The following is a 26664-nucleotide window of genomic DNA, read 5'->3' on the forward strand; positions in this document are numbered from 1 at the left end:
GCCCCTGCTGACGGCGCCGATGAGCGCCCAGTCACCCAGGGCACCTACCGGCTCGTCACCAGCCTGCTCGACCCCGATGAGGCATCCGCGACCGGTCTGGTCAGGCTTTACCACGAGCGCTGGGAGATCGAGACCAGCTACTGCGAGCTGAAATCGACCATCCTCGGCGGGAGAGTCCTGCGCGGACGCCACCCGGCAGCCGTCGCGCAGGAGACCTGGGCACTCCTGGTCGCCTACCAGGTACTACGCACCGCGATGAGTGACGCTGTCCTGCACCGGCCCGACATAGACCCCGACCGTGCCGCATTCACCATCGCGCTGAACACGGCACGTGACCAGATCATCCGCGCCGCCGGCATCATCTCCCACACCCGCGTCGACCTCGTCGGCCGGATCGGCGCCGCGATACTCGACGACCTCCTGCCCGCCCGCCGGGACCGGACCCGGCCCCGCGTGAAGAAGCGAGCGATCAGCTCCAAGTACCGCGCCGTCGGCCGCGACATCGACCACCGAACCCACAGGACCACCATCCAGATCGAGCACAACCCCTTGCCAAGCCCACCAGACGGCTAACCGAACGGCATTGGGCCTAGGGTCTCTCATACGCCCCGGTCCCCGACCGGGGCGTACGCGCTCCCCGAGCGCCGCCTCGCTCAACCGGCGGCAGACACCACCGCCCCGCCGTCACCGTCACGGTTGCCTTCGGCACGCGCCTCTCCGTCGCCCGCCGTCTCGTACGCGCGTGCGGACGCGTCCACGTGCGCGAGCCGTCGGAGCGCGCTGGACATCGCCTCCCCCAGCACCGTGCCGACGACCACGCTCTCCACCAGGTCCTCGCGCGCCACCCGCCGCCCCACATACTCGAGATCGGCCCGCGCGACGGCTTCGGCGGCGGCCGCGTAGTCGTCGAGCAGCTCGACGAATCCGCCGTGCCCGGCCCGCCGCAGCGCGACGATCACCCCGGCCAGGCACTCACCGGCCGGGCTCTGCGCCCCGGCCCGCCAGCCGCGCCGCGCCAACAGCTCCGCCACCTCTTCGCGGGCGTCGTCCAGTTCGGGCCCCGGCTCGCCCCCCTGAAGCGGAGTCAGGCGCTTCGCCGCGACGCCCAGCACCTGGTGCACCGGCTGCTCCGGGTCCTCGACCGCCCGGAGCACATCCCCGATGGCCGCGAGCGAGAGCCCACCGACATCCAGCAGGGCGCGGATCAGCCGCAGCCTGCGCTCGTGGCCCGAGTCGTAACTCGCCTGGTTCGGGCTGGTCAACTGCCCGGCGGGCAACAGCCCTTCACGTACATAGAACTTGATCGTCGGTACCGGAACCCCGGACCTGCGACTCAACTCACCGATGCGCACCGTGTGTTCTTCCTTCCGCTCTTGCCAACCCCCGACCCATCATAGATAGTTCCACTATCGGATAGCAGGAAGTGCTGCTATCCATAATTTAAAGGGGACCCTCATGTCTTCATGGGCTTCACGGGCTTCATGGCGTTCATGGCACCGGCCGTTAGTCCTCTTCGCGGCGGCGATGGTCGTCATGACGGTCGTATCGGCGGTGGGGCTGATGGTCGACGACCGGGTCCTGGCAGGCGCGGCAATCTGGTTCAAGCCGTTCAAGTTCGCGGTCTCGTTCGTCGTCTACGCACTCGCGCTCGCCTGGATGCTGACGCTGGTCACCCGTGGCCGGCGCGTCGGCTGGTGGGCCGGGACCGTGGTAGCGCTGTCGAGCCTGGGCGAGATGGTGATCATCACCGGCCAGGTGATCCGCGGCAGGCGCAGCCATTTCAACCACGCCACGCCGTTCGACGAGACGCTGTTCAACCTGATGGGCATCACCGTCGCCGTGCTCTGGACCGGCACACTGGTCATAGCCATCCTGCTGCTGCGAGCCCGGATCGCCGACCGCGCCGCCGCCTGGGCGATCCGCTCGGGTGTCCTGCTCGCCCTGGTGGGCGCCGGATTCGGCTTCCTGATGACGCAGCCCACGCCCGGGCAGCGGGCGGCGGGGAACCTGGACACCGCCGAGGTGATCGGCGCGCATTCCGTCGGCGTGCCGGACGGCGGCCCGTCGATGCCGCTCACCGGCTGGTCGACGACCGGCGGCGATCTGCGAATACCGCACTTCGTCGGCATGCACGCACTCCAACTGCTGCCGCTCTTCCTGCTCGCGCTGCTCGCGCTGGCTCCGCGCTTCCCGCGGCTGCGCGACCCGCGGGTCCGGCTGCGGCTGATACTGGTCGCCTCCGGCGCGTACGCGGCAGTTTTCGCCCTGGTCGCCTGGCAGGCTCTGCGCGGCCGGCCGCTGATCCACCCGGACGGCGCGACGCTCGTCGCCGCGGCCCTGATCGGGGCGGCGAGTGCGGTCTGCGGCTATGCGGCACTGAGGTCGACTCCCGTACCGCAGAAGCCCGGTCCCGAAGCCGACGTGGTCGCCGGCTCCGATTCCGCTGCGAAGGAGTGTGCGACGTGACCGGTGCACTCTTCGAGATCTCGTTCTTCCTGGCGGCCGCTGCGCGCGGTACTGAAACCGAAGGCCCGGCCCGGGAACGGAATCCCGGACCGGGTCGGCCACGCGTCGCGGCAACAGGGCTTGGGTCAGACGGACTTCTGGTACGAGCGGAACGTGCGGGTGGACAGCCGGAGGGCCACTCCCGCGAGGACCAGCAGGGCTCCCCCACGGCCGAGCACCAGACCCCATTCGGGGTCGGAGGTCAGCGCCGAACGACCCGCCACCATCGCCCAGTTGACCGGGTTGAAGTCGGCGATGTGCCGCATCCAGGACGGCATCTGGCTCGGGGCCATGAAGGAGGAGGAGAGGAAGGTCAGCGGCAGCAGCAGAAAGGTGTTGATGCCGATGATCGATTCACGCTCGCGGACCAGCATGCCCAAGGCGTTGGAGAGCGCTCCGAAGACCGTACCGAGCAGGATCGACGCGACGACCAGGATCAGCAGGCCGCCCGCGCCGCCCGGGTAGGAGGCCCCCGCCACCCGGCCGAGCAGCACGATGACGACGGACTGCACCGCGGTGCTGATGCCGTTCTGCACGACGTTGGCGTTCATCAGCGCGTTGCGGCTGACGGGCGTCGTCAGGAAGCGGTTGAGCGTGCCGCGTTCGATCTCCTCCAGGGTGCCCATGCCGGCCCACATGCTCGATCCGAGAGCGCTCATCACCACGATGCCGGGGATCAGGTAGTCCAGATAGGACGTGGTACCGAAGCCGCCGAGTTCGACGACCTTCCTGAAGAGGTTGCCGAAGAGGAACAACCAGATCACCGGCTGGACGAGGGAGATCGCCAGGAAAATCGGCTGACGGACGACCGCCATGAGATGACGTTGGGTCATGTACCAGGTCTGGGCCAGGACTTGGCTGCTCGTCGGGCGCCTCCGACGGAGGTCGGGGCGGGGATCTGTCGGGCGTCGGCGGCGTCTGCCTCGACCTCGGCCTCGGAGAAGCGGCGTCCGGCGTAGCGCAGATAGACGTCGTCGAGGGAGGGACGGGCCACGGTGGCGGCGGAGACCACCGCCCCGGCCCGCTCCAGCGCGGCGAGCAGGACGGGAACGGCAGCCGCGCCGTCCTCGGCGCGCACGCTCACCCGGCGGCCGTCGACCAGTACCTCGTGCACCCCGGGCAGTCCGGTGAGCGCGGCGTCGACCGCCCTCGTGTCGCCGTCTGCGCGCAGTTCCATGTGGACGGCGTCGCCGCGGAGTTCGCCCTTGAGTTCGTCGGGGGCGCCCTCGACGACGATCCGGCCGCGGTCGACGATCGCGATGCGCTCGGCCAGCCGGTCGGCCTCCTCCAGATAGTGCGTCGTGAGGACGATGGTCAGCCCCTCGTCGCCGGCCAGCCGGGAGATCTCGTCCCACATGGCCGTGCGCGCCTCGGGGTCGAGTCCGGTGGTGGGTTCGTCGAGGAAGAGCACCTCGGGGCGGTGGACGAGGCCGAGCGCGACGTCGAGGCGGCGCTGCATTCCGCCGGAGTACCCCTTGACCTGGCGCTTTCCGGCGTCGGCGAGATCGAAGCGGTCCAGCAGTTCATCGGCGCGGCGCTGGACGGCGGCGCCCCGCATCCCGTACAGCCTGCCCTGGAGCAGGAGGTTCTCGCGGCCGGTGGCGACCAGGTCGGCGCCGGACTTCTGGGCGACGACTCCGATCGCGCGGCGGACGCGGTCGGGGTGGCGCAGGACATCGTGTCCGGCGACGCTCACGGTGCCCGAGTCGGGGCGGGCCAGGGTCGTGAGGATCTTGACGGTGGTGGACTTTCCGGCGCCGTTGGGGCCGAGGAGTCCGAAGACCGTGCCGGCGTCGACCTCGAGGTCCATGCCGCGCAGCGCGGTGACGCCGCCGGGATAGGTCTTGATCAGTTGTCGCGCCGCTACTGCGGGCGCACGGGTGCTCATGGCAGAGCTCTCCTGTGGTCAGCGGGGTGCTCGGTTACACCGAGCACTCGGGCATGCCGAGCCGATCCGCGCGAAGAGCGCCGGGCTATCCTGGGTGTGCCGCACCTCGATCGCCTGGCTCGCCTTCACGGCATGGCCGGTCCGGGGTTCGAGACCCCGGCGGTCGCTGCTCCAACAGCGCCCACCGGGGTCTTTCTCTCTGTTTCGGTCCTGCGGTCTCTTCGGTTCTGCGCTACGCCTTCCGCTCCGGCTCCAGGACGATCTCCTGCTCGTCCAGGTCCTGCCAGTCCTGCGGGACTTCACCGGATTCATGAAAGGACTTCCACTCCTCGATGCCGCTGATCGTGGCGTCGGTGAGTTCCTGGCGGAAGTTCTTGATCCACTCCCGCTGCGCGTCGATCATGTGGAGCTGATATTCGGTCTCGACGACGAAGATGCGGGGCAGCTTGCCTCCCAGTTGGCCGAGGACCCCCCGGATCGCCCCGGCCTGAACCTCCAGAGCCGCCTCCCGGGTCTCCATCAGCTCCGCCACCTCCTCCGGCGGCAGCACCGGCAGAAGCGACAGAGCCGTCTCGAAGACCGGGTACTCGACGGCCGGCACGGCGAGCAGATCGGAGAGCCAGTCGAGCATCTCCACCCGCCCGGCCTCGGTGATGCCGTAGAGCGTGCGCTCGGGGCGGTTGCCCTGTCGCTGGACGCCCGCGACCTCGACGTAACCGTGCTTCTCCAGGTTCTGGACGACGGTGTACAGGGAGCCGAAATTGATCTTGACGCTGTGTTCCTTGCCGCGCCGGCGAAGCGTCTGGGCGATCTCGTACGGATGCATGGAACGCTCGGCGAGCAGCACCATGACCGTCAGCGCCAGTGGATTACCGAGCTTGCGCCGCCTGGCCACCGACCCCACCACCCGTCACCTCGTCGTCGAATACTCGTGGCCGAATGTATCGCGTTCACCCGAACGCGTCAACCACGATGTATCGCGAATTTCGGCACCCGTGGAAGGATTTCGCGCACTGACCAATCCGCGCTGCCTCGGCTCCGGGACGCCTGGAGAGAGCCGATGCGCAATCAGAGAGGAAGCCCGCGTGAAAGAAGCCGTGTACATCAGCGCAGCGCCCTCGGCCGGGCCCGATCTCCAGGAGCTCCTGGGGATGGCCGCCCGAGGCGATCAGGACGCGTTCGCCAAGGTGTACGACGCGGTCAGCGGGCCGGTCCTCGGGCTCGTAAGGAGCGTGCTGCGCGATCCCGCCCAGTCGGAGGAGGTCGCACAGGAGGTGCTGGTCGAGGTGTGGCGCACCGCCCCTCGGTTCCGGGCCGCCCGCGGCAGCGCCATGAGCTGGGTGCTGACACTGGCCCATCGCCGGGCCGTGGACCGGGTGCGCTCGGCCGAGGCGTCGGCGGCCCGCGAGCACCGGGCCGCGCTGCTGGACCGGACGCCCGCCTTCGACGAGGTCACCGAGCAGGTCGAGAGCCGACTGGAGCGCGAACAGGTGCGCCGCTGCATGCGGACGCTCTCCGAAGTGCAACGGCAGTCCGTGGACCTCGCCTACTACCGGGGGCTGACGTATCGCGAGGTGTCGGAGCTGCTCGCCGTACCGCTCGGGACGATCAAGACGCGACTGCGCGACGGACTGATCCGGCTGCGCGACTGCCTGGGGGTGAGCGCATGAGCAACGCCGAACTGCACACACTGACCGGGGCGTACGCCCTGCAGGCCCTGCCGAAGGCCGAGCGGCGGGACTTCGAACGGCATCTCGGCGACTGCGAGGCCTGCGCCGTGGAGGTGCGCGAGCTGTCGGAGACCGCCACCCGGCTCGGGCTCGCGGTGACCCGCACACCACCGCGCGGGCTGCGCGACCGTGTGCTGCGGGAGATCACGACCGTGCGGCAGGAATCTCCGTCGGACGCCCGGCAGTCGCGCACCGCCCGGGGCGGTGCGAACCGGGCCGGCCGGTGGCCGAGGGACGTCTGGTTCGACGATGACGGCACGACGCGTTCCGCGGGCCTCATGAAGGCTCCGAATACCTCGACACCGCAGCACGCGATGCTGCTGGACGGCCCCGTCGACCGCGCCTCCGGCATAGGCATCACCGTCGAACCGGCCGGCGGGTCCGCTCGTCCGACGTCCGCCCCATTGGCCCTGCTGCCCATCCCAGCGGCCTGACCCGCGGTACGGCTGCCGGCGGGCGTGCTGCCCGAGCCCTTGCCTGCGGACACGGCGAATTCATGGGTGTGCGCAAGCCCGCCGAGCTGGTCCTCCGCCTCGAACCACGTCAACTCGTGCATCGTTCGCGGGAGGTGCGCGGCGAACGGTCGGGACCCGCCACAACTGTCCGTCACCGAAAAGAAACTCACATCCCATCGGGTGCCGGACCAATCCGCCCGGCGCCCGGCGACGAATCCTGGTTGTGACTGAAGACCGAGACGATTCGCAGCAGGCCGGAGCGGCACGGCCCCGGCGGTCCCACTGGGCACGCACCACCCTCGCCGCGCTCAGCGGTCTGATCGCCGGATTCTGCGCCCTGGCCGTCGCCGAACTGGTCGCGGCTGTCGTACGTCCCGAGGCAGGCCCGGTTACGGCAGTGGGGAGTGCGGTGATCGACCGCACTCCCCCGGCCGTGAAGGAGTTCGCCGTACAGAGTTTCGGCACCGCCGACAAACTGGTGCTCCAGTTCGGGATCCTGGTTCTCCTGGCGCTCTTCGCCGTGGTGGTCGGCGTGCTGGCACTGCGGCACCGGCGGCTCGGTTCCGCTGCCGTCCTGGTCTTCGGTCTGGTCGGGGCCGTGGCGGCGGCAGGGCGTCCGGAAGGCGCACCGGCCGACGCGCTGCCTTCCGTGGTGGGTGCCGTGGTGGCTGCGGGGGTGCTGTATCTCCTGGTCGGACGGCTCGCACTGGTTCCCTCTCGCGCGGCTGGGGAGAGGGAGGCAGCGGCATACGACACCTTCGACCGCCGCGGCTTCGTTGTCGCGGCGACCGCGGCGGCGGCGGCCTCGGCGGGCGCGGGAGTTCTGGGACGGCGGCTCACTTCCTCCGTCCAGGCCGGGGCCACCGCCTCACGTCACAACCTGGTCCTCCCCGTACCGGATTCCGCCGCACCGGCCATCCCTGCGGGCGCCGATCTGAGAATCCCGGGGCTGAGTTCCTTCATCACCCCGAACAAGGACTTCTACCGGGTGGACACGGCCCTGGTCGTGCCACGCGTCGATGCCGGCACCTGGCAGCTGAAGATCCATGGCAAGGGAGTGGCGCGGCCCGTCACCGTCGACTTCCACGACCTGTTGAGCCGAGAGATCATCGAGCGCGACATCACCCTGGCCTGCGTGTCCAACGAGGTCGGCGGCCCCTACGTCGGCAACGCCAGATGGATCGGCGTACGGCTGGCCGATCTGCTGCGCGAGGCCGGGGTGCGGCCGCCGTCGAAGGGCGGTCCCGCCGACCAGATCGTCGCACGTTCCGTCGACGGCATGACGATCGGCACACCGGTCGAAACAGCCATGGACGGACGCGACGCGCTGCTCGCCTTCGGTATGAACGGCGAGCCGCTGCCCTTCGAGCACGGCTTCCCGGTACGGATGGTCGTTCCCGGCCTGTACGGGTACGTGTCGGCCTGCAAGTGGATCAAGGACATCGAACTCACCACGTTCGCCGCGTACGACGCCTACTGGGTCACGCAGTCCTGGTCCCAGCAGGCGCCGATCAAGACCGAGTCACGGATCGACACCCCCCGCCCGTTCTCCTCCCCGAAGGCCGGCACGGTGCCGGTGGCCGGGGTGGCCTGGGCCCAGCACCGCGGTATCTCGCGGGTCGAGGTCCGGGTGGACGGCGGGGAGTGGCGTACGGCCCGGCTGGCCGCCGCGGACAACCGGGACACCTGGCGCCAGTGGGTATGGGAGTGGCCCGCCACATCCGGCAATCACACCCTCGAGGTCCGCGCCACGGACGGAACGGGCGCCACCCAGACCGGCGACCGCGTCGGCACCGTGCCCAACGGCGCGACGGGCTGGCACTCGGTGACGGTCGACGTGTCCTGAGCGGGGCACCCGGGAGGGTGAGCTCCTCTTGGAGCGTCCGGCAATTGAGGGGTGGAAGAAGGAGCGGGGCCGGGGTGCGTGCATCGCAAGGCGGAGGATTGAGTCAGATGGGGTCTCCCCTGCTCGAACGCAGCTGAGAGCTTGGGGAAGGAGCCATGGTGATTGACGACAACGCCGCGAGGTGCGTGCCCCAGCCCCGCGACGCCGCCCCTCAATTGCCGGACGCTCTTATACACCCGGATGAAACATCGCGGCGTGATGGAGCGGCAGGACCGGCTGCTGCGGACACCTGACCTGGTGGACCTGGCCGGGCAGCCGGACCGTGCCTCACACGTCACGATTCCCCCCGATATTCACACACCCCGGACCTGCACATAAGGGATGGATAAGCGCAGAATGGCATAGCAGGCCGCTTTTCACACAAAACGACGGCCAGGTCTGCAGGAGCGAAGGAGACGAACCCATGTCAAACCTCTCGCACACCGGCCGTGACATCACCAGTCACCCCGATGTTTCCGAAATGCGCGATCGCTACGCCCGAGTGCTCGGTGGCCGTGACGTGGCCCTCGTGGACGCACCGGTGTTCCTCGTCGGTCTCTACTGCGCCATCTCGCCCTGGGTGCTCGGCTTCCCGACGAGCCAGCCCACCCTCGTGGTACACAACGTGATCATGGGTATCGCCATCGCGGCGCTGGGTCTCGGCTTCACGGTCATGCCGGAGCGGATGTACGGCCTGAGCTGGGCCATCTGCGCCATGGGCGCCTGGATGATCGCCTCCACGTGGGTCGTCGGCAGCAGCCCGGGCCTCGGCGTCATCCTGAACAACGTCATCATCGGCGGACTGACCCTGCTGCTGGGGCTGGTCTGCGTGGGTGTGTCGATGAAGAGCGGCAAGCGCACAACCTGAAAAAGGGCGTCGTCGGGCGGGCCCGCACGAAGCGGACCGGCCGACGACGGACGGGCCCGGTGCCCCGGATCCACGCTCCGGTACCTATGGGGTACCGGCCGCGCCGGCACCCCGTACCCGGCATCCCGCACCGTACGGACCCGTCACCCCACCGAGCTGTAAGCCACAACCCCCCGCAACACCGCGTCCACCGCCTTACGCGCACTGCGCGCCACCGAACTCCCCTCCCGGGGAGCCGCAGCCGCGATCTGCCCCAGCACGTCGATCACCTGCTTGCACCACCGCACAAAGTCCCCGGCCGGCATCTCCACCTCGCCCAGCACCTCGTCCAGCGACCGCCCGGACGCCCACATGTAGACCGCCCAGGCAAACCCCAGATCGGGTTCGCGCTGGCCGACCCCCTCCGCCTGGTTGATCTTGAAGTCCTCCTCCAGGGCATCGAGCCGGCCCCAGATCCGGACCATCTCGCCCATCGCGGCCTTCACGGGCCCGGACGGCAGCTTCGGCGCCACCGCGTCATCGGCCTGCCGCGCCTCGTACACCAACGCCGAGACGCACGCAGCGAGTTCGGCCGGGTTCAAGCCCTCCCACACCCCGTCCCGCAGGCATTCGCTCGCCAGCAGATCCAGCTCGCCGTAGAGCCGTGCGAGGCGCCTCCCGTGCTCGGTGACCTCATTGCCGCGCAGGTAGTCGAGCTCGGTGAGCAGCGCGACGATCCGGTCGAAGGTGCGGGCGATCGTGTTCGTCCGCCCCTCGATCCGCCGCTCCAGCTGCTTGGTGTCGCGCTGCAGCCGGTGGTACCGCTCGGCCCATCGCGCATGGTCCTCACGCTCGTCGCACCCATGGCACGGGTGTGCGCGCAACGCCGCCCGGTAACGGGCGATTTCCCGGTCGTCGGCCGCGGGGGACCGCTCCTTGCGGTGCCGCTCCGGCGCTATGTGCCCGGCCTTCGTCCGCAGCGCGGAGGCCAGATCGCGGCGCGACTGCGGCGAGCGCGGGTTGAACGACTTCGGCACCCGCATCCGCTCCAGCGCCTCCACCGGAACGGGGAAGTCGATCGAGGCGAGCCTCTTGACCTGCCGCTCGGCGGTCAGCACCAACGGCCGTGGCCCGTCGTGGTATTCGAGCCCGCGGTGCCCGTGCCCATTGGTCCGTCCGCCCGGCAGCCCCGGGTCGAGGACCAGCGCCAGTCCCGCGAACTTGCCGGTGGGCACGTGGATGACATCGCCGGGCTTGAGCTTCTCCAGGGACGCCGCCGCGGCGGCCCGCCGCTGCGACGCGCCCTGCTTGGCGAGATCGGTCTCCCGCTCCTTGAGGTCGCGGCGCAGTCGCGCGTACTCCTCGAAGTCACCGAGGTGGCACGTCATGCCCTCCCGGTAGCCCGCCAGCCCCTCCTCGTTCCGCTGGACCTGCCGGGAGATCCCGACCACCGACCGGTCGGCCTGGAACTGTGCGAAGGAGGTCTCCAGCAGCTCGCGCGAACGATGCCGCCCGAACTGATGCACCAGGTTGACGGCCATGTTGTACGAGGGCCGGAAGCTGGACCGCAGCGGATACGTCCGCGTACCCGCGAGTCCTGCCAGCGCGCCCGGATCCATGCCGCGCTGCCACAGCACCACTGCATGGCCTTCGACGTCGATCCCACGCCGCCCGGCCCGCCCGGTCAACTGGGTGTACTCGCCGGGGGTGATGTCGGCGTGCTGTTCGCCGTTCCACTTGACGAGTTTCTCCAGCACGACCGAGCGTGCCGGCATGTTGATGCCCAGGGCGAGCGTCTCCGTCGCGAAGACGGCCTTGACGAGCCCTCGCACGAAGAGCTCCTCCACGACTTCCTTGAACGTGGGCAGCATGCCGGCGTGGTGCGCGGCAATGCCACGCTCCAGTCCTTCGAGCCACTCGTAGTAGCCGAGTACATGGAGGTCTTCGCCGGGGATGGACGCGGTCCGCTCCTCGACGATCTCGCGGACCAGCCGTCGCTTGGCCTCGTCGTTGAGCCGGAGTCCGGCATGCAGACACTGCTGTACGGCGGCTTCGCAGGCGGCCCGGCTGAAGATGAACGTGATGGCGGGGAGCAGCCCTTCGGCGTCCAGCCGGTCGATGACCTCGGGCCTGGCCGGGGTCCAGATCCGGCTGCGCTCGCGGCGCTCGCGCTCGCGGTCCGCCTCGCGGACCATCTTTCCGCGGCGGCGTTCACGCGGGTTGTATCCCCGCTGGTTCTCCATCCGGGCGAGCCGGACCAGGTCGGGGTTGACCTCGCGGCGTCCGGTGCCGCGGCCGCCGTGGTCGCTCTCCTCCTCGAAGAGGTCGTATATCCGGCGGCCCGCCAGCACGTGCTGCCAGAGCGGCACGGAGCGGTGTTCGGAGACGATGACCTGGGTGTCACCGCGGACGGTGTCCAGCCAGTCACCGAACTCCTCGGCGTTGGATACGGTCGCCGACAGTGACACCAGGGTCACGGAGTCCGGGAGATGAATGATCACTTCCTCCCAGACGGCGCCCCGGAAGCGGTCGGACAGGTAATGCACCTCGTCCATCACCACGTAGCCCAGGCCGCGCAGCGTCTGCGAGCCCGCGTACAGCATGTTCCGCAGCACTTCGGTGGTCATGACGACCACCGGGGCGTCGCCGTTGACGCTGTTGTCGCCGGTCAGCAGGCCGACCTTGTCCGGTCCGTAGCGCTTGACCAGATCGGCGTACTTCTGGTTGGACAGGGCCTTGATGGGGGTGGTGTAGAAGCACTTGCGGCCCTGTGCGAGCGCGAGGTGCACCGCGAATTCGCCGACGATCGTCTTGCCCGAGCCGGTCGGAGCGGCGACCAGCACCCCCTTGCCGGCCTCCAGCGCCTCACACGCCTCGATCTGGTAGGGGTCCAGATCGAACTCGTACAACTCGCGGAAGGGCGCAAGTGCGGTGGCCAGCTCGGCGGCGCGGATCCGAGAAGCCTGGTATCGCTCAGCTGGTGAGAGGTCCTCTGTCATCTTGCTTACGAGCCTACCCGCCACCTCTGACAGCGACGCGATCTTTAAATCACGGTGGGAGAACCCGGTGCGAGCACCCTCACGGCACCCGGTACGCAGGTCGCGGTGAGCGGCAGCGCCCCGAGTTGTTCACCGTCCGCGTACGCGGTGACACCGACCGCGGCCAGTTCGATCGAGGAGACCCGGTACGAGGTGACGTCGGGGTGGCCGAGGTGCGTTCCCTTGTAGACGCGGGGAAAGACCTTGAGGAGTGTGGTGCGGCTGCAGTCCCCGACGACGGTCACGTCGAAGAGCCCGTCGTCCATGGCGGCGTCCGCGCAGATCCGCATGCCTCCGCCGTACGTCGATCCGTTGCCGACGGCGATGAGCGTCGCCTCGATCTCCCGGACCGGTCCGCCATCCACCCTGATGCGGTACGGGATCGGTTTGAACGCGGCGAGTTCGGCGAGAATCGCGAGGTCGTACTTGAACCGTCCGCCGACCCAGCGCATCCGGTTGCCGCGGTCGTTGACCCGGGAATCGAAGCCGGAGGCAAGCACGGACCCGAACCACCGCTCGCCGACCCGGCCGAGGTCGATCTCGCGGACGGCCCCGCCCTTGAGCGCCCGGGCGGCGAGCCGTCCGGCGGCCGCCGGATCGCGTATCGGCATCCCGAGGGCGCGGGCGAAGTCGTTCCCGGTACCCACGGCGACGACGCCGAGCGGGGTCGTCGTGCCGGCGACGGCCTGCAGGGCGAGGGACATCATGCCGTCCCCGCCCACGGCTATCAGTGCACCGGTGCCGCCCGCGACGGCCTCCCGCGCCCGCCGCAGTGCGTCGTCGGCGTCCTCGCCGAGAACCGTGCGCACGGAGAATCCGGCGTCCCGCAACGCGGAAGCGGCCGGCTGCGCGGCACGCGCGCCCCGGCCGCGTCCCGCGGTGGGATTGACGAAAAGGGTGATCTCGCTGGTCACCCGGGGGACCTTACAAGGTCAGGTGATGTCGTCGTAACCGTTGACCCGGTCATGGTCCGAGCTTGCCTGGGTGGGCAACGACCGGCCGGAGGAGACCGGTTCGATCTCATCGATGGCCTCGGGGGTGAGGTCCAGCTCCGACGCCTCGTCGTCCGCCGGCCCCGCCGCCGCGCGCTCTGCCTTGCGTCGGTCGTTGAGCAGCGAGATCGCCGTGGCCACGAAGTAGAGCAACCAGATCGGTCCGGCGAGCATCAGCATGGTCATCGGGTCGGTGCTGGGGGTGGCCACCGCGGCGAAGACCGTGATGCCCATGATCATGCCCCGCCACCAGCCGAGCATCCGCTTGCCGGTGATGATCCCGCCGAAGTTCAGCATGACGAGCAGCAGCGGCAGCTCGAAGGAGAGCCCGAAGACCACCACCATGCGCGTGATCAGATCGAGCAGTTCATCCAGCGGCAACTGGTTGTCGACGCCGCCCGGCGAGAAGTCCAGGAGCACCCGCGCCATCGTGGGCAGGGTCTTGTACGCGAAGAATCCGCCGGCGAGGAAGAGCGGGAAGCCCGCGCCGACGAAAGCGAGCGAGTACTTCTTCTCGTGCTTGTGCAGTCCCGGCGCGACGAAGGCCCACAGCTGGTAGAGCCAGACCGGCGAGGCGAGGACGATGCCTGCCATCAAGGAGACCTTGAGTGCCAGGGTGAACGGGGTGAGGAGGCCGTTCAGGACGATACGCGCGCACGTACCGTCGTCCTTCTTGGCGAGCTCGGCGAAGCTGGACTCGCAACCGACCGACTTCAGTACCGGGTCGGTGAAGAGCTCGATGATCCCCTTGTAGAAGAACGCGGCCACGATCGTGACGACGACGATCCCGAGCAGGCCTTTCGCCAGCCGGTTACGCAGCTCACGCAGGTGCTCCACCAAGGGCATGCGGCCCTCTGGGTCCGTCTCCTGCTTGCGGGCAGACTTGAGCAACCCACGTCCTCATCTCGTGCAGCAGGCCCCACCGGTCACGGCGCCTGCGTCGGCCCGGTTCTTGTCAGCGCTTGGTCGAGTCGGTCGGCTCGGCGACCGGCCGCGAACTGGTCACGTCACCGGGCGCGGCCTTGATGGTGCGCGGGACGGCCTGGTCCTGGGCGGCGGTGTCGTTCGCCGGTTCGGCCGGGGTGGCCGACGGGCTGCCCTCGGACTTCATGGCCTTGGCCTCGCTCTTGAGGATGCGGGCCGACTTACCGAGCGAGCGAGCCATGTCAGGAAGCTTCTTCGCGCCGAACAGCAGAACAATGACGACGAGGATCAGGATGATCTCGGGAGCGCCGAGCCTTCCGAACATATGCGTGTACCTTCTCACCGAGGCAGCAGGGGTGGGGCGGATCGAACGTCGGACGGACGTCCGATCGTCGTACTGTCAGCGATCGTATCCCGCAGGAGTAAACGCAGGGCAATACCCATGCATCCTTGCGATTACGGCCCATGCCTCGCTCTCAGAGCCGCTTGAGCAGCGTACCCCCCGAACCCGGGAAACTGGAGGGCGCGCCGGTCCCGTTCGATCGTCCCTGCTCACAGGCGCGTGGCGGCGCGGGCCCTAACGCAGCGCTTCACCGGTGGCGGCGAGATCCGTCGCGGCGCGTTCGAGGTCCTCGGCCGCCCGGTTGATGCGCTGAGTGGTCCGCGTCACCTGACGCCCCAGGCGCTGGGCCTCGAAGAAGACCTTGACGGCCAGCACCCCCAGGACGGCGATCCCGAGGAACCCCAGGGCGATGGCGAGCATGGGCCAGAACATGCGCAGAGCCTCGATGTGTCTAGGTGTCCGGAGTTCTAAAGACTGGTGTGCAGGCGCAGCGTCCGCACCCCGCCACCGGTGAGGAGCTCAACTATCCGTTCCCCGGCAGGTTTACGGACGGCCGCGCCGCACTCGGGGCAGGTGAAGGAGTAGAACGTCGTCCGGCGGCTGGCGCCCACGGCGAGCCGGATGGCGCCCGCTGCCAGCTCGAACCGCTCGCGGCAGTCCGGACAGGCGGCCTTGAACCGTACGGACTCGGGCACCACCACGGTCGAAACACCCGACACCACAGACATATTGCTCATATCTCTCAGGTCTCCGCTCAGGCCGGGCCGTCGTAGGCGGCGAGCGCCGCACGGGCCGCCTGCTGTGCGCTGTGCGCCAGTTCCGGCGGGGAGACGATGCGGCCTTCCCCTCCGAGCCGCAGCGCAAGCCTGCGCAGCGAGGCCGGGTCGGGGGTGCGCAGGGTGATCCGCAGCCCGCCGTCGGGCAGCTCCTCGGCGCTGTCGTGCGGGTAGTACTCGGCGACCCACCGGCCGCCGGGCCCCACCTCGACCACGACCTCCGGGTCCTCGGCCGCCGGCTGGACGAGCCCTTCGGACAGATCCCGAAGTTCCAGCTCGGGTGGCGCGGCCGGCTCGTCGAGCAGCCGGATCTCGGCGACCCGGTCGAGCCGGAACGTACGCCGGTCCTCAGTGGATCTGCACCAGGCCTCCATGTACGTGTGCCCCACGGCGAACAACCGGATCGGGTCCACCTCGCGCTCGGTCAGTTCGTCGCGCGCGGGCGAGTAGTAGCGCAGCCAGAGCCGGCGCCGCTCGGAGATCGCCCGGTCCACATCGGCGAAGACACCGCCCTCGGACTCGAAGGTGACCGAGAGCCGCGAGCTCGCCGCTCCCACCTCACCGGCCGCCGTCTCCAGCTTCGCGGTGGCGCGCAGCAGCGCCTGCCGGTCGCTCTCGCGCAGCCCCGGCAGCGTGGCCACGGCGCGGGCGGCCACCAGGAGCGCCGTCGCCTCGTCGGCCGCGAGCCGCAGCGGCTCGGCGACATCGTCCGGGTTGTGCCACCAGATCCGGTCGCCGTCGGTGTCGATGTCCAGCAGATCCCCGCCGCGGAAGCTCGTGCCGCACATGGGCAGTACGTCGAGGTCCGAGATCAGCTCGTCCTCGGTGATCCCGAAGGCGCGGGCGACGTCCTGGACATGGGCGCCGGGGCGCTCTCGCAGATACGTCACGAGGGAGAGCATCCGGCGGGTCTGATCGATCGCGTTCGCGGCCATGAATGTGCTCCCCTTCAGTCCTTGGCCACGGCGCGCAGCCGGTCCACCACATCGGCCCGCAGATCGGCGGGCTCCTCCACGACGACGTCCGGACCGAACTCGACGAGCCAGGCATCCAGACCGTGTCCGTACGGGATCTCCAACTCGTCCCACCCGTCCCCGAGTTCCTGCACCGATGTGGCGCGCGAGCGCAGCGGGTATCCGGCACCGGCCCGCAGCCTGATCCGCGCGGTGCGGGTCGCCGTCTCCCCCGCCCAGCTCTCGACGGTCTCGCGGACGGTCACGACATCGGGCACCTCGGCGGTGAACGCCCCGGCCCGGGAGCGGACCCGGCCGGTGATCCGGGAAAGCCGGAACACCCGCTCGGCGCCGCGGCCCCGGTCCCAGCCCGCCAGATACCAGTGGCCGCGCCAGCATTCCAGCGTCCACGGCTCGACCTGGCGCTGCTCGGGCCGGGCGGCGTTGGCCTTGCGGTAGTCGAAGGTCACCGGACGGCGGTCCCGGCAGGCCAGCATCAACGGCTCGAACGCGGCCTCGTGAACGGGGATGCGGGGTTCGAGGGCGCTGTGCACCTCGTACGCGTCCTCGGCCTCCGGCATACCGGCGGCCCGCAGCTTCTGCAGCGCGCCGCTGGCGGCACCGGCCAGCCGTGCCTGCTGCCAGACCTTGGCGGCCAGCCCGAGCGCGGCGGCCTCCTCGGCGTCCAGCGTGATCGGGGGCAGCCGGTTGCTGTCGCGGCGGGCGAGATATCCCGTGTCGCCGTCCAGGTTCTCCACGGTCTCGATGACCAGGCCGAGCTCGCGCAGATCGTCCTTGTCGCGCTCGAACATCCGGTTGAAAGCCTCGTCGGAACCGGCTTCCAGATAGGCCTCGATGGAACCGCGCAGCTCGCGCTTGCTCAGCGGGCGCCGGGTTCCCAGCAGACACAGAGCCAGGTTCATCAGCCGCTCGGCCTTGGCAATCGCCATCGACGCCCTTTCTGTTTTGCTCTACGACCGTCGACCGTACCGCTCCGCGGTGTCCGGACAAAAGCGAGGGCCCGTGCCTTGCGGCACGGGCCCTCGTAGCGCACGGGCGCGGATCAGACGGCGACCAGGTCGCAGACGAAGATCAGTGTCTCGCCGGGGGCGATACGGCCGCCACCGGCGCCGCGGTCGCCGTACGCGAGGTGTGCGGGGATGGTCAGCTGGCGACGGCCGCCGACCTTCATGCCCTGCACGCCCCGGTCCCAGCCGGAGATGACCTGGCCGGCACCGAGCTGGAACTGCAGCGGGGTGCCGCGGTTCCAGGAGGCGTCGAACTCCTCGCCGGTGGAGAAGGCCACGCCCACGTAGTGGACGGAGACGGTGGCGCCCGCCTCGGCCACCGCGCCGTCGCCTTCCCAGATGTCCTTGATCTCCAGGTCGGCCGGCGGCTCGCCGCCCGGGAAGTCGATCTCGGGCTTCTCGATGCTCACTGACTTGCTCCTCTTACTGATGAACTGGGCAACCGGGACAGTCTTACATCTTCGCCAGGATGTCCACGGCGAACACCAGCGTGGACTTCGCCGGAATCGTCTGCTGCGCCTTGTCGCCGAACCCCTGGTCCGGCGGGATGACGAGGAGCACGCGGCTGCCGATCTTCTTGCCGACCAGACCGTTCTTGAGCCCCTTCAGGGTGACCTGGGCGAGGGGGAAGGTCTGCGTCTTGCCCGCGCTGTAGGTGCTGTCGAACGTCTTGCCGTCCTTCCACAGCAGACCCACGTAGTTCACGACGACGCTGTCGGTGTCCTTCACGACGTCGCCCTTGGACTCCAGGATGTAGTTGGAGACGAGCTTCGTCGGCGGGTCGGTCTTGGTGGGGATGGTGACCTTGGGGGCCTTGCCGTCGGTGTTGGTGCCGACCTTCGGCAGGTCGATGTTGTCCTGGGCGACCACGGCGCCCTTGGCGGACGCCGGGATCTGCGTCGCCTTGAGAATGTCGACGACGAAGACGAGCGTGGCGTTCGGCTTGATGTCGCCCTGGCCCTGCGCCCCGTACCCGAGATCCGGCGGAATGACCAGCTGGACCCGGCTGCCGACCTTCTGGCCGACGAGGCCCTTGTCCCAGCCCTGGATCACCATGCCGGCGCCGAGGGTCAGATCGAACGGCTGTTTGCGGTCGAAACTGTTGTCGAAAGGCTTGTCGGAGTCCCAGGCCTGCCCGAGGTAGTTGACCTGGATCGCGTCGCCGTTCTTGAGCGTGGCGCCGTCGCCCTGGCTGACGACCCTGGTCTTCAGCTCCTTGGGCGGGTTGCCCGTGCCCTTGGACAGGGTGGGCTTCTCGCCGAACTTCGCGCCCGCGGTGATCGCGGGGAACCCGTCCTTGGACGCGGCGGAAGGGGAAACGGAAGCGGAAGCGGAGCCCTTTTCGTTACCGCAGGCTGCTGTCAGCAGCAACAGGGGGACGACAAGAAGGCCGGCAAGTCGGCGCACTGGTTCCTCAGATCTCAGACGGCACAGTTGGTTGAGTCCCCGACACTCTAGGACGTACGCAGGGCCCCGTACGAGGAACGTACGGGGCCCGCGTCGCGTCGGAGTCCGGGAATTCCTGTCGCCGGCTCACATACCCGCGATCAGCTTCTCCACTCGGTCGTCCACCGAACGGAACGGGTCCTTGCACAACACCGTGCGCTGCGCCTGGTCGTTGAGCTTGAGATGGACCCAGTCGACGGTGAAGTCCCGCCGCTGCTCCTGGGCCCTGCGGATGAAATCTCCGCGCAGCCGCGCCCTGGTCGTCTGCGGGGGCACGGACTTGCCCTCGAAGATCTTCAGGTCGTTGCAGACACGGGCGGCCTGCCCCTTGCGCTCCAGCAGGTAGTACAGGCCGCGACGGCGGTGGATGTCGTGGTACGCGAGGTCTATCTGGGCGACCCGCGGATGCGACATCGTCATGTTGTGCTTGGCGCGGTACCGCTCGATGAGCTTGTACTTCATCACCCAGTCGATCTCGGTCTCGATCCGGTCGAGGTCCTCGGCCTCGATCGCCTCGAGCGTACGGCCCCACAGCTCCAGGACCTGGGCGACCGTTCCGGTGCGGATGCCGCGGCGGTCGACGAAGTCGACAGCCTTCTCGTAGTACTCGCGCTGCACCTCGATGGCGGATGCCTCACGGCCGCTGGCCAGGCGCACCTTGCGCTGCCCCGTGGTGTCGTGACTGACCTCACGGATCGCCCGGATCGGGTTCTCCAGCGTCAGGTCCCGCATCACGGTGCCCGCCTCGATCATGCGGAGCACCAGATCGGTGGCGCCGACCTTGAGCAGCATCGTCGTCTCGGACATGTTGGAGTCACCGACGATGACGTGGAGGCGGCGGTACCGCTCCGCGTCCGCGTGCGGTTCGTCACGCGTGTTGATGATCGGGCGGGAGCGGGTCGTCGCGGAGCTGACGCCCTCCCAGATGTGCTCGGCACGCTGGCTGACGCAGTAGACGGCGCCCCGCGGGGTCTGCAGCACCTTGCCCGCACCGCAGATCAGCTGCCTCGTGACGAGAAAGGGAATGAGGATGTCCGCGAGCCGGGAGAATTCTCCGTGCCGCGCCACGAGATAGTTCTCATGGCACCCGTAGGAGTTTCCCGCCGAGTCGGTGTTGTTCTTGAAGAGATAGACGTCGCCCGCGATTCCCTCCTCGTGCAGGCGGCGTTCGGCGTCGACGAGCAGACCTTCGAGAATGCGCTCGCCGGCCTTGTCGTGGGTGACCAGCTCGGTCAGGTTGTCGCATTCGGGGGTTGCATATTCCGGATGCGATCCCACGTCGAGGTAGAGGCGGGCGCCGTTCCGCAGAAAGACGTTGCTGCTGCGGCCCCATGACACAACACGGCGGAAGAGGTAGCGCGCCACTTCATCAGGAGACAGTCGGCGCTGTCCCCTGAACGTGCACGTGACGCCGTACTCGTTCTCCAGCCCGAAAATGCGGCGGTCCATGACTGAACATTACGCCTGATGGCCTGAGCTGAAACCGGGTTCGACAGCACCGTTTCGATCATTTTCCGATCCCCGTAGAGCAACTGCCTCACGCCCGGGAACTGCGAGGACCCTTCCTGTGGCCAACAGGACCAGCAGCGCCGCCACCCCACCGGCCCCCGCGACGGCGAAGCTCCACGTCGTGCCGCCCAGTTCGACGGCCGGGCCCGCCACGGCCGTTCCCGCCGCCGCGCCCACCCCGAACGTCGTCACGAGCCAGGAGAACGCCTCCGTCACCGTGCCCCGCGGAGCGTGCCGGTCGACCACGATGAACGAGCAGGCGATCGCGGGCGCCAGAAAGACTCCGGCCACTGCCGCCAGAGCCGTCATGGCGACCACTCCCGGGGTCAGCATCAACGGCAGATAGCCGAACGCCAGCAGTGCGACGATGACCCGCAGCCGACGCTCCGGAGCCCCGGCCCACTGCCGCGCCCCGTACACCGCACCGCCGACCAGCGCACCCAGCCCGAGAGCGGCCATCAGCCAGCCGTACACCGACTCCCGGCCGTGGTCGTCGGCGTACGCCACCCCTGCCACCGTGATGGAACCGAGCGCGAGCCCGACGAAGAAGAACGAACCGAGCAGCGCCAACAGCCCCGGCGAACGCAGCGCGCCCAGCCAGTGCGCCTCCCGTGGCGCCGAACGCCAGGCGCGGGACGGCTCCGAGAGGACGACGGAGAGCGCCCCCAGGACGCCTATCGCGTTGATGACGAGCAGAGCGGCGGCGGGTGACCAGAGGGAGACGAGCAGCGTCACCAGCAGCGGACCCAGGGTGAACATGACCTCCTGGGCGACGGCGTCCATCGCGTACGCCCGGTGCACCCGGTCCTCGCCGCCCAGGACGCTCGGCCACAGGGCCCGCAGACCGCCCTCCAGCGGCGGGGTGAAGACACCGGCCACCACCACCGCCCCGTAGGCCAGCGGCAGCGACCCCAGACCCGCCAGGGCCAGCAGGGCCATGCCCAGCGCCGACACCACGGCGGCCGGGAGCTGGACGCGTGGCTGGCCGTACAGATCCACGGCACGGCCCAGCAGCGGCTGTCCGACCGCGGTGGACAGCCCGTACACGGCCGCGAGCGCGCCGGCGAGGGTGTAGCTGCCGCCCTCGGCCCGGGTGAACAGCACGATCGCGATGTGGGCGGTGCCGCTCGGCAGCCGCCCCACCAGGGTCCCCGTCAGCAAGCGGGCGGCATGCCGCGCCCGGAGGATGTCCAGATATCCCGCGGCCATGTCCCGCCCCTCTCCTCCGGGCACTCTCGGGCACCTGAAGTTTTACGTATAACGTCGAGGTTCATACGTACCATGTGCCCAGTCCGCAGGTCCACCGCACGGCGCCTGCCCCCGTCCGGCCCGGAGGCCCCGAGTGACCAGCGCATCGCAGTCGCGTCCCGCCCCGCCCCGGCCCACCAGTCGCGATGTCGCGCGGGCCGCCGGGGTCTCGCAGGCCACCGTCTCTCTCGTGCTCGGCGACAAATGGCGCGGCCGGGTCTCCGAGGCCACCGCCGAACGCGTAAGGGACGCCGCCCGCGGCCTCGGCTACCGGCCCAACCTCGCCGCCCGCAGCCTCCGCCTCGGCCGCACCAGGACCGCGCTGCTCGTCGTCCCCGCGCTCACCAGCGAGTTCTTCGCGCGCGTCTACACCGGCGCCGCCGTGGTCGCCGCCGAGCACGACTTCGGGGTCGTCCTCTACCCGTCGCCCGAAGGCACCGGCCCGGCCAGGGACCCGTTCGCCTCGGCGCGCGCCTCGCTCGACGGGGTGATCGCCTCGTCCATGGCCGCCGGAGCCCTCGACGCGCTGCGCGGCGCCGGTCTGCCGCTGATCATGCTCGACAGCGACCCGGCCGACACCGGTGTCGCGGCCCGGGTCAACCTCGACATCGCCGACGGGATGCGGCAGATCGCGGACCATCTGCTCGCGCTCGGCCACCGCCGCTTCGTCCACCTCGCGTCGGCGGTCGACTCCTGGACGTTCGTCGCCCGCGCCCGCGCCCTCCACGACGCGCTGAAGGCGGTACCCGGCACCTCTGTACGGACCGTCGCGGCATCGCTCGACGTCCCCGCGGGCCGCGAGGCCACGGAGCGGGCGCTGGCCGCCCCCGGTCCCCGGCCCACCGCCCTCGTCTGCGACGACGACATCCTCGCCGCGGGCGCCTGCAAGGCCGCCCGCAGACTCGGGCTCCGTGTCCCCGACGACCTCTCCGTCACCGGCTTCGACGATCTGGCCCTGGCCACGGCCGTCGAACCGGAGCTCACCACCGTGCAGCTGCCCGCCGAGCAGGTCGGCGAACGCGGCATGGCCGCCCTGCTGGCGGTCCTGGACGGCCGCCCGGCCGAGCCCGGCAGCCTGCCCGTGCGGCTGGTGGCACGCGGATCCTCGGCGCCCCCGCCCGCGGACGGCGGGCACGCATGACGGTGCCCCGGCCCGCCGGGAGCGGCGGACCGGGGCACCGGAGGACTACTCCACGTCCCCACCGGAATCAGTGGAATCGGTGGACTTGGTGACGTCCGTCGGCTTCGTGGGGGACTCGGGTTCCTCGCCGTCCTCGATGTCGGAGGGGGCGTCCGTCGGAGCGGCGCCGCCGTCCGCCTCCAACAGCCGCGCCAGCTGCCGGCCGACGATCCGCTTGAACTTCCGCTGCTGAGGCCTCGTACGGTCCAGGACCGCGACCTCCAGCCGCTCCGCGGGGATCTCCCGCTCGCTGCCGTTGGGATCGCGGGACAGCGCCTGCACGGCCAGCTTGAGTGCCTCGGCGAGCGTCATCCCGTCACGGTGCCGCTGGTCCAGGAAGGTGCTGATCTGCTCGGCGTTCCCGCCGACGGCGACCGAGCCGTGCTCGTCGACGATCGAGCCGTCGTGCGGCAGCCGGTAGATCTGGTCGCCCTCCGGCTCGACGCCCACCTCGGCGACCACCAACTCCACCTCGTACGGCTTCTCGGCCGCACTGGAGAAGATGGTGCCCAGTGTCTGCGCATAGACGTTGGCCAGCCCACGGGCCGTCACATCGTCACGGTCGTAGGTGTATCCGCGCAGATCGGCGTAGCGCACACCGCCGATGCGGAGATTCTCGTACTCGTTGTACTTGCCGGCGGCGGCGAAACCGATCCGGTCATAGATCTCGCTGAACTTGTGCAGCGCACGGGACGGATTCTCGCCGACGAACACAATGCCGTCGGCGTACTGCAGCACAACCAGGCTGCGACCACGGGCGATGCCCTTCCGGGCGTATTCCGCCCGGTCGGCCATGGCCTGCTGAGGTGAGACATAGAACGGCGTCGACACCGGTTATCCGTCCCTTTCTGTCAGTGACAAGAGCGTCGAAGAAGCAGCGGAGCGACGGTCAGAGCAGCGCGGCGCGCGGGCCGTCGGGCTGTTCCAACCGGCGTTCCAGAATCGAGCGGGCGATCTCGGAGGATTCCGCCTCGGCCAGCTTCCGGAAGCCCTCGTCGGTGATGACGGTGACGATCGGATAGATCCGCCGGGCCACATCGGGACCGCCGGTCGCCGAATCGTCGTCCGCGGCGTCGTACAGCGCCTGGACGACCAGGGTAAGGGCCTGCTGCTCCGTCAGATCCTCGCGGTAGAGCTTCTTCATCGACCCACGGGCGAAGATCGACCCGGAGCCGGTGGCCGCGTAGCCGACCTCCTCGGAACGGCCGCCGGTGACGTCGTACGAGAAGATCCGGCCCTTCTCGCGGTCGATATCGAAGCCGGCGAAGAGCGGCACGACGGCGAGGCCCTGCATGGCCATCGCCAGATTGCTGCGGATCATCGTGGAGAGCCGGTTCGCCTTGCCCTCCAGGGAGAGCTGGGTGCCCTCGACCTTCTCGAAGTGCTCCAGCTCCAACTGGAAGAGCTTGACCATCTCCACGGCCAGCCCGGCCGTACCGGCAATGCCCACCGCCGAATACTCGTCGGCCGGGAAGACCTTCTCGATGTCGCGCTGCGCGATCATGTTGCCCATGGTCGCGCGCCGGTCGCCGGCCAGGACCACACCGCCGGGGAACGTCGCCGCGACGATGGTCGTCCCGTGCGGCGCCTCGATGGCCCCCTGCAGGGGCGGCAGGTTCCGGTTGCCCGGGAGCAGCTGGGGAGAATGGTCGGACAGGAAATCCATGAACGAAGAGGATCCCGGCGTCAGGAAGGCAGCTGGTAGACGCCCGGTGCTACGAGTGTTGGCTTCCACGCGTTTCCCTCCAGGTATGCGACGGCCCTGCGCCAGGCGTCAGGATCGTCTCCCGACGCCCCGATGGCCGAGTTGCAGTTGATGCGTTTACGCCACGGACCCTACCCGTCCCGCGGCAGCGATCCACACGAACCGAGGGGGCAGCTGCACAGCCTGGTTTCGCTTGCACTCGCGCGGTACGGGCCGGATCGGCCCGTACCGCGCGTACCTCTTCGCTCCCCCGAGTTCACATGTGTGAACTACTCTCCACCCTTTTGAACGAAGGACCGCACGAAGTCCTCTGCGTTCTCCTCGAGTACGTCATCGATCTCGTCCAGAACCGAGTCGACATCGTCGCTCAGCTTCTCCTGTCGCTCCTTGAGGTCGTCGGCAGCCTGCGCGTCCTGCGCCTGCTCCTCGACCTCCTCGGTGGAGCGTGTCGCCTTCTGCTGTCCGCCGCCGGTGTCCTTGGTCGCCATATAGCTCACCCCGCTCGGTTCGAAGCACTTGATCAGACCCTACCCACGGGGTCCGACATTGGCCCGGTAGTTGTCTCAACGTCCGGGGGTCATCTCGATGTTTCCCCGATCGGGGCCCTTTCAGCCGCCCGACAGCACCTGGACCAGCTCTTCCGCCGTGCGGCAGCGGTCCAGGAGCTCCTTGACGTGGTTACGGGTGCCCCGGAGCGGTTCCAGGGTGGGCACCCGCTGCAGCGAGTCATGGCCCGGCAGATCGAAGATGACCGAGTCCCAGGAGGCCGCGGCCACGTCGTCGGCGTACTGCTCCAGGCAGCGGCCGCGGAAGTAGGCCCTGGTGTCCTCCGGAGGCCCCGTACGGGCCTTCTCGACGTCACCGTCGTCCAGCAGGCGCTTCATCTTGCCGCGGGCCGCCAGACGGTTGTACAGGCCTTTCTCGGTCCTCACGTCGGCGTACTGGAGATCCACCAGGTGCAGCCGCGCCGCGTCCCAGTCCAGACTGTCACGGCGGCGGTAGCCCTCCATGAGTTCCCGCTTGGCGATCCAGTCGAGCTCGCCGGACAGGCTCATCGGATCGTTCTCCAGCCGGTTGAGGGTGTCCTCCCAGCGGACCAGGACGTCCTTGGTCTGCTCGTCGGCGTCCGCCCCGTACCGCTCCTCGACGTACTTGCGGCCCAGCTCGAAGTACTCCATCTGAAGCTGTACCGCGGTGAGCGTACGCCCGCTGCGCAGCGTGATCAGGTGCTTCAGCGTCGGGTCGTGGGAGACGTGGTGCAGCGTGCGCACCGGCTGGTCGACCGCGAGGTCGACGTTGATGAAGCCGTCCTCGATCATGGAGAGGACCAGGGCGGTGGTGCCGAGCTTGAGGTAGGTGGAGATCTCCGAGAGGTTCGCGTCGCCGATGATCACATGGAGCCGGCGGTACTTCTCCGCGTCGGAGTGCGGTTCGTCGCGGGTGTTGATGATGGGGCGCTTGAGGGTGGTCTCCAGACCGACCTCGACCTCGAAGTAGTCGGCGCGCTGACTGATCTGGAAGCCGTGCTCGTGGCCGTCCTGGCCGATTCCCACGCGTCCCGCGCCGGTGACGACCTGGCGGGAGACGAAGAACGGGGTCAGATGGCGCACGATGTCGGAGAAGGGGGTTTCCCGCTTCATCAGGTAGTTCTCGTGTGTGCCGTACGAGGCGCCCTTGTTGTCGGTGTTGTTCTTGTAGAGGTGGATCGGCTGGGCGCCGGGCAGCTGGGCCGCGCGCTCGGCCGCTTCGGCCATGATGCGCTCGCCGGCCTTGTCCCAGAGGACCGCGTCCCGCGGATTGGTGACCTCCGGGGAGCTGTATTCGGGGTGCGCGTGGTCGACGTAGAGGCGGGCCCCGTTGGTGAGGATGACGTTGGCGAGGCCGATGTCCTCGTCGGTGAGCTGGCTGGAGTCCGCGGTCTCGCGGGCGAGGTCAAAACCTCGCGCGTCCCGCAGCGGGTTCTCCTCCTCGAAGTCCCAGCGGGCGCGGCGCGCCCGGTGCATCGCCGCCGCGTAGGCGTTGACGATCTGGGACGAGGTGAGCATGGCATTGGCGTTGGGGTGGCCGGGGACGGAGATCCCATACTCCGTCTCGATGCCCATTACTCGCCGTACGGTCATGCGGCCCTCCTTGCCCGGCGGCGCTCCCTTGAGGGGCGGCGCTCAAGTACCGCTGCTTGTCGGTGCGCGTGCGCTGCCCGTCCACGCACTGC

At 69.2% G+C, this 26664-nt stretch carries 27 protein-coding genes and 1 pseudogene; 7 read left to right on the forward strand and 21 right to left on the reverse strand.

Features of this window, described 5'->3' with window-relative positions:
• Positions 1–573: transposase (locus ACZ7L9_RS22280; RefSeq protein ID WP_471417328.1), on the forward strand; the 573-nt coding region annotated here is incomplete at its 5' end.
• Between the two features lie 80 nt (positions 574–653).
• Here ACZ7L9_RS22280 and ACZ7L9_RS22285 read toward each other — a convergent pair.
• Positions 654–1352 carry a MerR family transcriptional regulator gene (locus ACZ7L9_RS22285; protein ID WP_471417330.1) on the reverse strand — a complete coding sequence of 233 codons (699 nt, stop codon included), beginning with the start codon at positions 1350–1352 and terminating at the stop codon, positions 654–656.
• A 172-nt stretch (positions 1353–1524) separates the two neighbouring features.
• On the opposite strand from ACZ7L9_RS22285, the gene ACZ7L9_RS22290 reads away from it, so the two are divergent.
• Positions 1525–2466, forward strand: coding sequence for a hypothetical protein (locus ACZ7L9_RS22290; protein WP_471417667.1), 942 nt, complete (start codon positions 1525–1527; stop codon positions 2464–2466).
• A 125-nt stretch (positions 2467–2591) separates the two neighbouring features.
• Here the strand turns inward: ACZ7L9_RS22290 and ACZ7L9_RS22295 are convergent, their stop codons facing one another.
• From ACZ7L9_RS22295 to ACZ7L9_RS22305, 3 genes are all read right to left on the reverse strand, one after another.
• Positions 2592–3338 carry an ABC transporter permease gene (locus ACZ7L9_RS22295; protein WP_471417332.1) on the reverse strand — a complete coding sequence of 249 codons (747 nt, stop codon included), beginning with the start codon at positions 3336–3338 and terminating at the stop codon, positions 2592–2594.
• Positions 3335–4393 carry an ATP-binding cassette domain-containing protein gene (locus tag ACZ7L9_RS22300; protein ID WP_471417334.1) on the reverse strand — a complete coding sequence of 353 codons (1059 nt, stop codon included), beginning with the start codon at positions 4391–4393 and terminating at the stop codon, positions 3335–3337. The genes ACZ7L9_RS22295 and ACZ7L9_RS22300 overlap by 4 nt, the downstream gene beginning before the upstream one ends.
• A 232-nt stretch (positions 4394–4625) precedes the next feature.
• A complete protein-coding gene (locus tag ACZ7L9_RS22305) occupies positions 4626–5288 on the reverse strand; it encodes a PadR family transcriptional regulator (protein ID WP_471417336.1) in 663 nt (220 codons plus the stop codon).
• Between the two features lie 190 nt (positions 5289–5478).
• On the opposite strand from ACZ7L9_RS22305, the gene ACZ7L9_RS22310 reads away from it, so the two are divergent.
• The 4 genes from ACZ7L9_RS22310 to ACZ7L9_RS22325 all read left to right on the forward strand — a co-directional run bounded on the left by ACZ7L9_RS22310 (position 5479) and on the right by ACZ7L9_RS22325 (position 9331).
• Complete coding sequence (locus ACZ7L9_RS22310; RefSeq protein ID WP_471417338.1) at positions 5479–6063, forward strand: sigma-70 family RNA polymerase sigma factor; 585 nt, start codon at positions 5479–5481, stop codon at positions 6061–6063.
• The gene (locus tag ACZ7L9_RS22315) at positions 6060–6557 is read left to right on the forward strand and encodes an anti-sigma factor domain-containing protein (RefSeq protein WP_471417340.1); all 498 of its coding nucleotides are present in this window, start codon (positions 6060–6062) and stop codon (positions 6555–6557) included. Before ACZ7L9_RS22310 ends, ACZ7L9_RS22315 begins: the two co-directional genes overlap by 4 nt.
• Positions 6558–6801: 244 nt before the next feature.
• Positions 6802–8424, forward strand: a complete 1623-nt coding sequence (locus ACZ7L9_RS22320) for a molybdopterin-dependent oxidoreductase (RefSeq protein WP_471417342.1) — start codon at positions 6802–6804, stop codon at positions 8422–8424.
• Positions 8425–8887: 463 nt separating this feature from the next.
• The gene (locus tag ACZ7L9_RS22325; protein ID WP_471417344.1) at positions 8888–9331 is read left to right on the forward strand and encodes an SPW repeat protein; all 444 of its coding nucleotides are present in this window, start codon (positions 8888–8890) and stop codon (positions 9329–9331) included.
• Between the two features lie 143 nt (positions 9332–9474).
• Here the strand turns inward: ACZ7L9_RS22325 and ACZ7L9_RS22330 are convergent, their stop codons facing one another.
• The 12 genes from ACZ7L9_RS22330 to ACZ7L9_RS22385 all read right to left on the reverse strand — a co-directional run bounded on the left by ACZ7L9_RS22330 (position 9475) and on the right by ACZ7L9_RS22385 (position 21528).
• Positions 9475–12309: a DEAD/DEAH box helicase gene (locus ACZ7L9_RS22330; RefSeq protein ID WP_471417346.1), complete on the reverse strand. Its 2835-nt coding sequence runs from the start codon at positions 12307–12309 to the stop codon at positions 9475–9477.
• Positions 12310–12353: 44 nt separating this feature from the next.
• Positions 12354–13262: a diacylglycerol kinase gene (locus ACZ7L9_RS22335; protein WP_471417348.1), complete on the reverse strand. Its 909-nt coding sequence runs from the start codon at positions 13260–13262 to the stop codon at positions 12354–12356.
• Between the two features lie 18 nt (positions 13263–13280).
• Positions 13281–14231 (reverse strand): twin-arginine translocase subunit TatC, encoded by a 951-nt coding sequence (gene tatC / locus ACZ7L9_RS22340; RefSeq protein WP_471417350.1) that lies wholly within the window; start codon positions 14229–14231, stop codon positions 13281–13283.
• Between the two features lie 64 nt (positions 14232–14295).
• Complete coding sequence (gene tatA / locus ACZ7L9_RS22345; RefSeq protein ID WP_392185684.1) at positions 14296–14589, reverse strand: Sec-independent protein translocase subunit TatA; 294 nt, start codon at positions 14587–14589, stop codon at positions 14296–14298.
• Positions 14590–14841: 252 nt separating this feature from the next.
• Complete coding sequence (locus ACZ7L9_RS22350; protein ID WP_471417352.1) at positions 14842–15039, reverse strand: hypothetical protein; 198 nt, start codon at positions 15037–15039, stop codon at positions 14842–14844.
• Positions 15040–15074: 35 nt separating this feature from the next.
• Positions 15075–15344, reverse strand: coding sequence for a hypothetical protein (locus ACZ7L9_RS22355; protein WP_471417354.1), 270 nt, complete (start codon positions 15342–15344; stop codon positions 15075–15077).
• 17 nt (positions 15345–15361) lie between these two features.
• Positions 15362–16318: a helix-turn-helix transcriptional regulator gene (locus ACZ7L9_RS22360; RefSeq protein WP_471417356.1), complete on the reverse strand. Its 957-nt coding sequence runs from the start codon at positions 16316–16318 to the stop codon at positions 15362–15364.
• A 14-nt stretch (positions 16319–16332) separates the two neighbouring features.
• Entirely contained in the window at positions 16333–17286 is a 954-nt protein-coding gene (locus ACZ7L9_RS22365; protein ID WP_471417358.1) for a helix-turn-helix transcriptional regulator, read from the reverse strand.
• A 113-nt stretch (positions 17287–17399) separates the two neighbouring features.
• Positions 17400–17774: an FKBP-type peptidyl-prolyl cis-trans isomerase gene (locus tag ACZ7L9_RS22370; RefSeq protein ID WP_093894155.1), complete on the reverse strand. Its 375-nt coding sequence runs from the start codon at positions 17772–17774 to the stop codon at positions 17400–17402.
• A gap of 43 nt (positions 17775–17817) precedes the next feature.
• A complete protein-coding gene (locus ACZ7L9_RS22375) occupies positions 17818–18771 on the reverse strand; it encodes an FKBP-type peptidyl-prolyl cis-trans isomerase (RefSeq protein WP_471417360.1) in 954 nt (317 codons plus the stop codon).
• A 126-nt stretch (positions 18772–18897) separates the two neighbouring features.
• Positions 18898–20259 (reverse strand): Pup--protein ligase, encoded by a 1362-nt coding sequence (gene pafA, locus ACZ7L9_RS22380; protein ID WP_471417362.1) that lies wholly within the window; start codon positions 20257–20259, stop codon positions 18898–18900.
• Positions 20260–20268: 9 nt separating this feature from the next.
• Positions 20269–21528 carry an MFS transporter gene (locus ACZ7L9_RS22385; protein ID WP_471417364.1) on the reverse strand — a complete coding sequence of 420 codons (1260 nt, stop codon included), beginning with the start codon at positions 21526–21528 and terminating at the stop codon, positions 20269–20271.
• A gap of 133 nt (positions 21529–21661) precedes the next feature.
• Between ACZ7L9_RS22385 and ACZ7L9_RS22390 the strand changes: the two genes are divergently transcribed.
• Positions 21662–22708, forward strand: a complete 1047-nt coding sequence (locus ACZ7L9_RS22390) for a LacI family DNA-binding transcriptional regulator (protein WP_471417366.1) — start codon at positions 21662–21664, stop codon at positions 22706–22708.
• Between the two features lie 45 nt (positions 22709–22753).
• Here the strand turns inward: ACZ7L9_RS22390 and prcA are convergent, their stop codons facing one another.
• The 5 genes and pseudogenes from prcA to dop all read right to left on the reverse strand — a co-directional run bounded on the left by prcA (position 22754) and on the right by dop (position 26572).
• Positions 22754–23578 carry a proteasome subunit alpha gene (gene prcA / locus ACZ7L9_RS22395; protein WP_471417368.1) on the reverse strand — a complete coding sequence of 275 codons (825 nt, stop codon included), beginning with the start codon at positions 23576–23578 and terminating at the stop codon, positions 22754–22756.
• Positions 23579–23636: 58 nt separating this feature from the next.
• Positions 23637–24482, reverse strand: a complete 846-nt coding sequence (prcB, locus tag ACZ7L9_RS22400; RefSeq protein WP_471417370.1) for a proteasome subunit beta — start codon at positions 24480–24482, stop codon at positions 23637–23639.
• Positions 24434–24633, reverse strand: a pseudogene (locus tag ACZ7L9_RS22405) (endonuclease domain-containing protein); the annotation flags it as partial. The gene prcB and the pseudogene ACZ7L9_RS22405, both read right to left, overlap by 49 nt.
• Before the next feature lie 88 nt (positions 24634–24721).
• Positions 24722–24940 carry a ubiquitin-like protein Pup gene (locus ACZ7L9_RS22410; RefSeq protein WP_393300342.1) on the reverse strand — a complete coding sequence of 73 codons (219 nt, stop codon included), beginning with the start codon at positions 24938–24940 and terminating at the stop codon, positions 24722–24724.
• A 120-nt stretch (positions 24941–25060) separates the two neighbouring features.
• The gene (dop, locus tag ACZ7L9_RS22415) at positions 25061–26572 is read right to left on the reverse strand and encodes a depupylase/deamidase Dop (protein ID WP_471417373.1); all 1512 of its coding nucleotides are present in this window, start codon (positions 26570–26572) and stop codon (positions 25061–25063) included.
• Between the last annotated feature and the right edge of the window lie 92 nt (positions 26573–26664).

The organism is Streptomyces sp. NPDC111516 (assembly GCF_055635345.1).

What these genes read in the sequence shown, in the direction of transcription:
- ACZ7L9_RS22290 (WP_471417667.1), top strand. Translation starts at nt 1,525, where the DNA reads ATGGTCGTCATGACGGTCGTATCGGCGGTGGGGCTGATGGTCGACGAC.
- ACZ7L9_RS22295 (WP_471417332.1), bottom strand. Translation starts at nt 3,338, where the DNA reads ATGACCCAACGTCATCTCATGGCGGTCGTCCGTCAGCCGATTTTCCTG.
- ACZ7L9_RS22300 (WP_471417334.1), bottom strand. Translation starts at nt 4,393, where the DNA reads ATGAGCACCCGTGCGCCCGCAGTAGCGGCGCGACAACTGATCAAGACC.
- ACZ7L9_RS22315 (WP_471417340.1), top strand. Translation starts at nt 6,060, where the DNA reads ATGAGCAACGCCGAACTGCACACACTGACCGGGGCGTACGCCCTGCAG.
- ACZ7L9_RS22325 (WP_471417344.1), top strand. Translation starts at nt 8,888, where the DNA reads ATGTCAAACCTCTCGCACACCGGCCGTGACATCACCAGTCACCCCGAT.
- ACZ7L9_RS22330 (WP_471417346.1), bottom strand. Translation starts at nt 12,309, where the DNA reads ATGACAGAGGACCTCTCACCAGCTGAGCGATACCAGGCTTCTCGGATC.
- tatA (WP_392185684.1), bottom strand. Translation starts at nt 14,589, where the DNA reads ATGTTCGGAAGGCTCGGCGCTCCCGAGATCATCCTGATCCTCGTCGTC.
- ACZ7L9_RS22350 (WP_471417352.1), bottom strand. Translation starts at nt 15,039, where the DNA reads ATGTTCTGGCCCATGCTCGCCATCGCCCTGGGGTTCCTCGGGATCGCC.
- ACZ7L9_RS22355 (WP_471417354.1), bottom strand. Translation starts at nt 15,344, where the DNA reads ATGAGCAATATGTCTGTGGTGTCGGGTGTTTCGACCGTGGTGGTGCCC.
- ACZ7L9_RS22360 (WP_471417356.1), bottom strand. Translation starts at nt 16,318, where the DNA reads ATGGCCGCGAACGCGATCGATCAGACCCGCCGGATGCTCTCCCTCGTG.
- ACZ7L9_RS22365 (WP_471417358.1), bottom strand. Translation starts at nt 17,286, where the DNA reads ATGGCGATTGCCAAGGCCGAGCGGCTGATGAACCTGGCTCTGTGTCTG.
- pafA (WP_471417362.1), bottom strand. Translation starts at nt 20,259, where the DNA reads ATGGACCGCCGCATTTTCGGGCTGGAGAACGAGTACGGCGTCACGTGC.
- ACZ7L9_RS22385 (WP_471417364.1), bottom strand. Translation starts at nt 21,528, where the DNA reads ATGGCCGCGGGATATCTGGACATCCTCCGGGCGCGGCATGCCGCCCGC.
- ACZ7L9_RS22410 (WP_393300342.1), bottom strand. Translation starts at nt 24,940, where the DNA reads ATGGCGACCAAGGACACCGGCGGCGGACAGCAGAAGGCGACACGCTCC.
- dop (WP_471417373.1), bottom strand. Translation starts at nt 26,572, where the DNA reads ATGACCGTACGGCGAGTAATGGGCATCGAGACGGAGTATGGGATCTCC.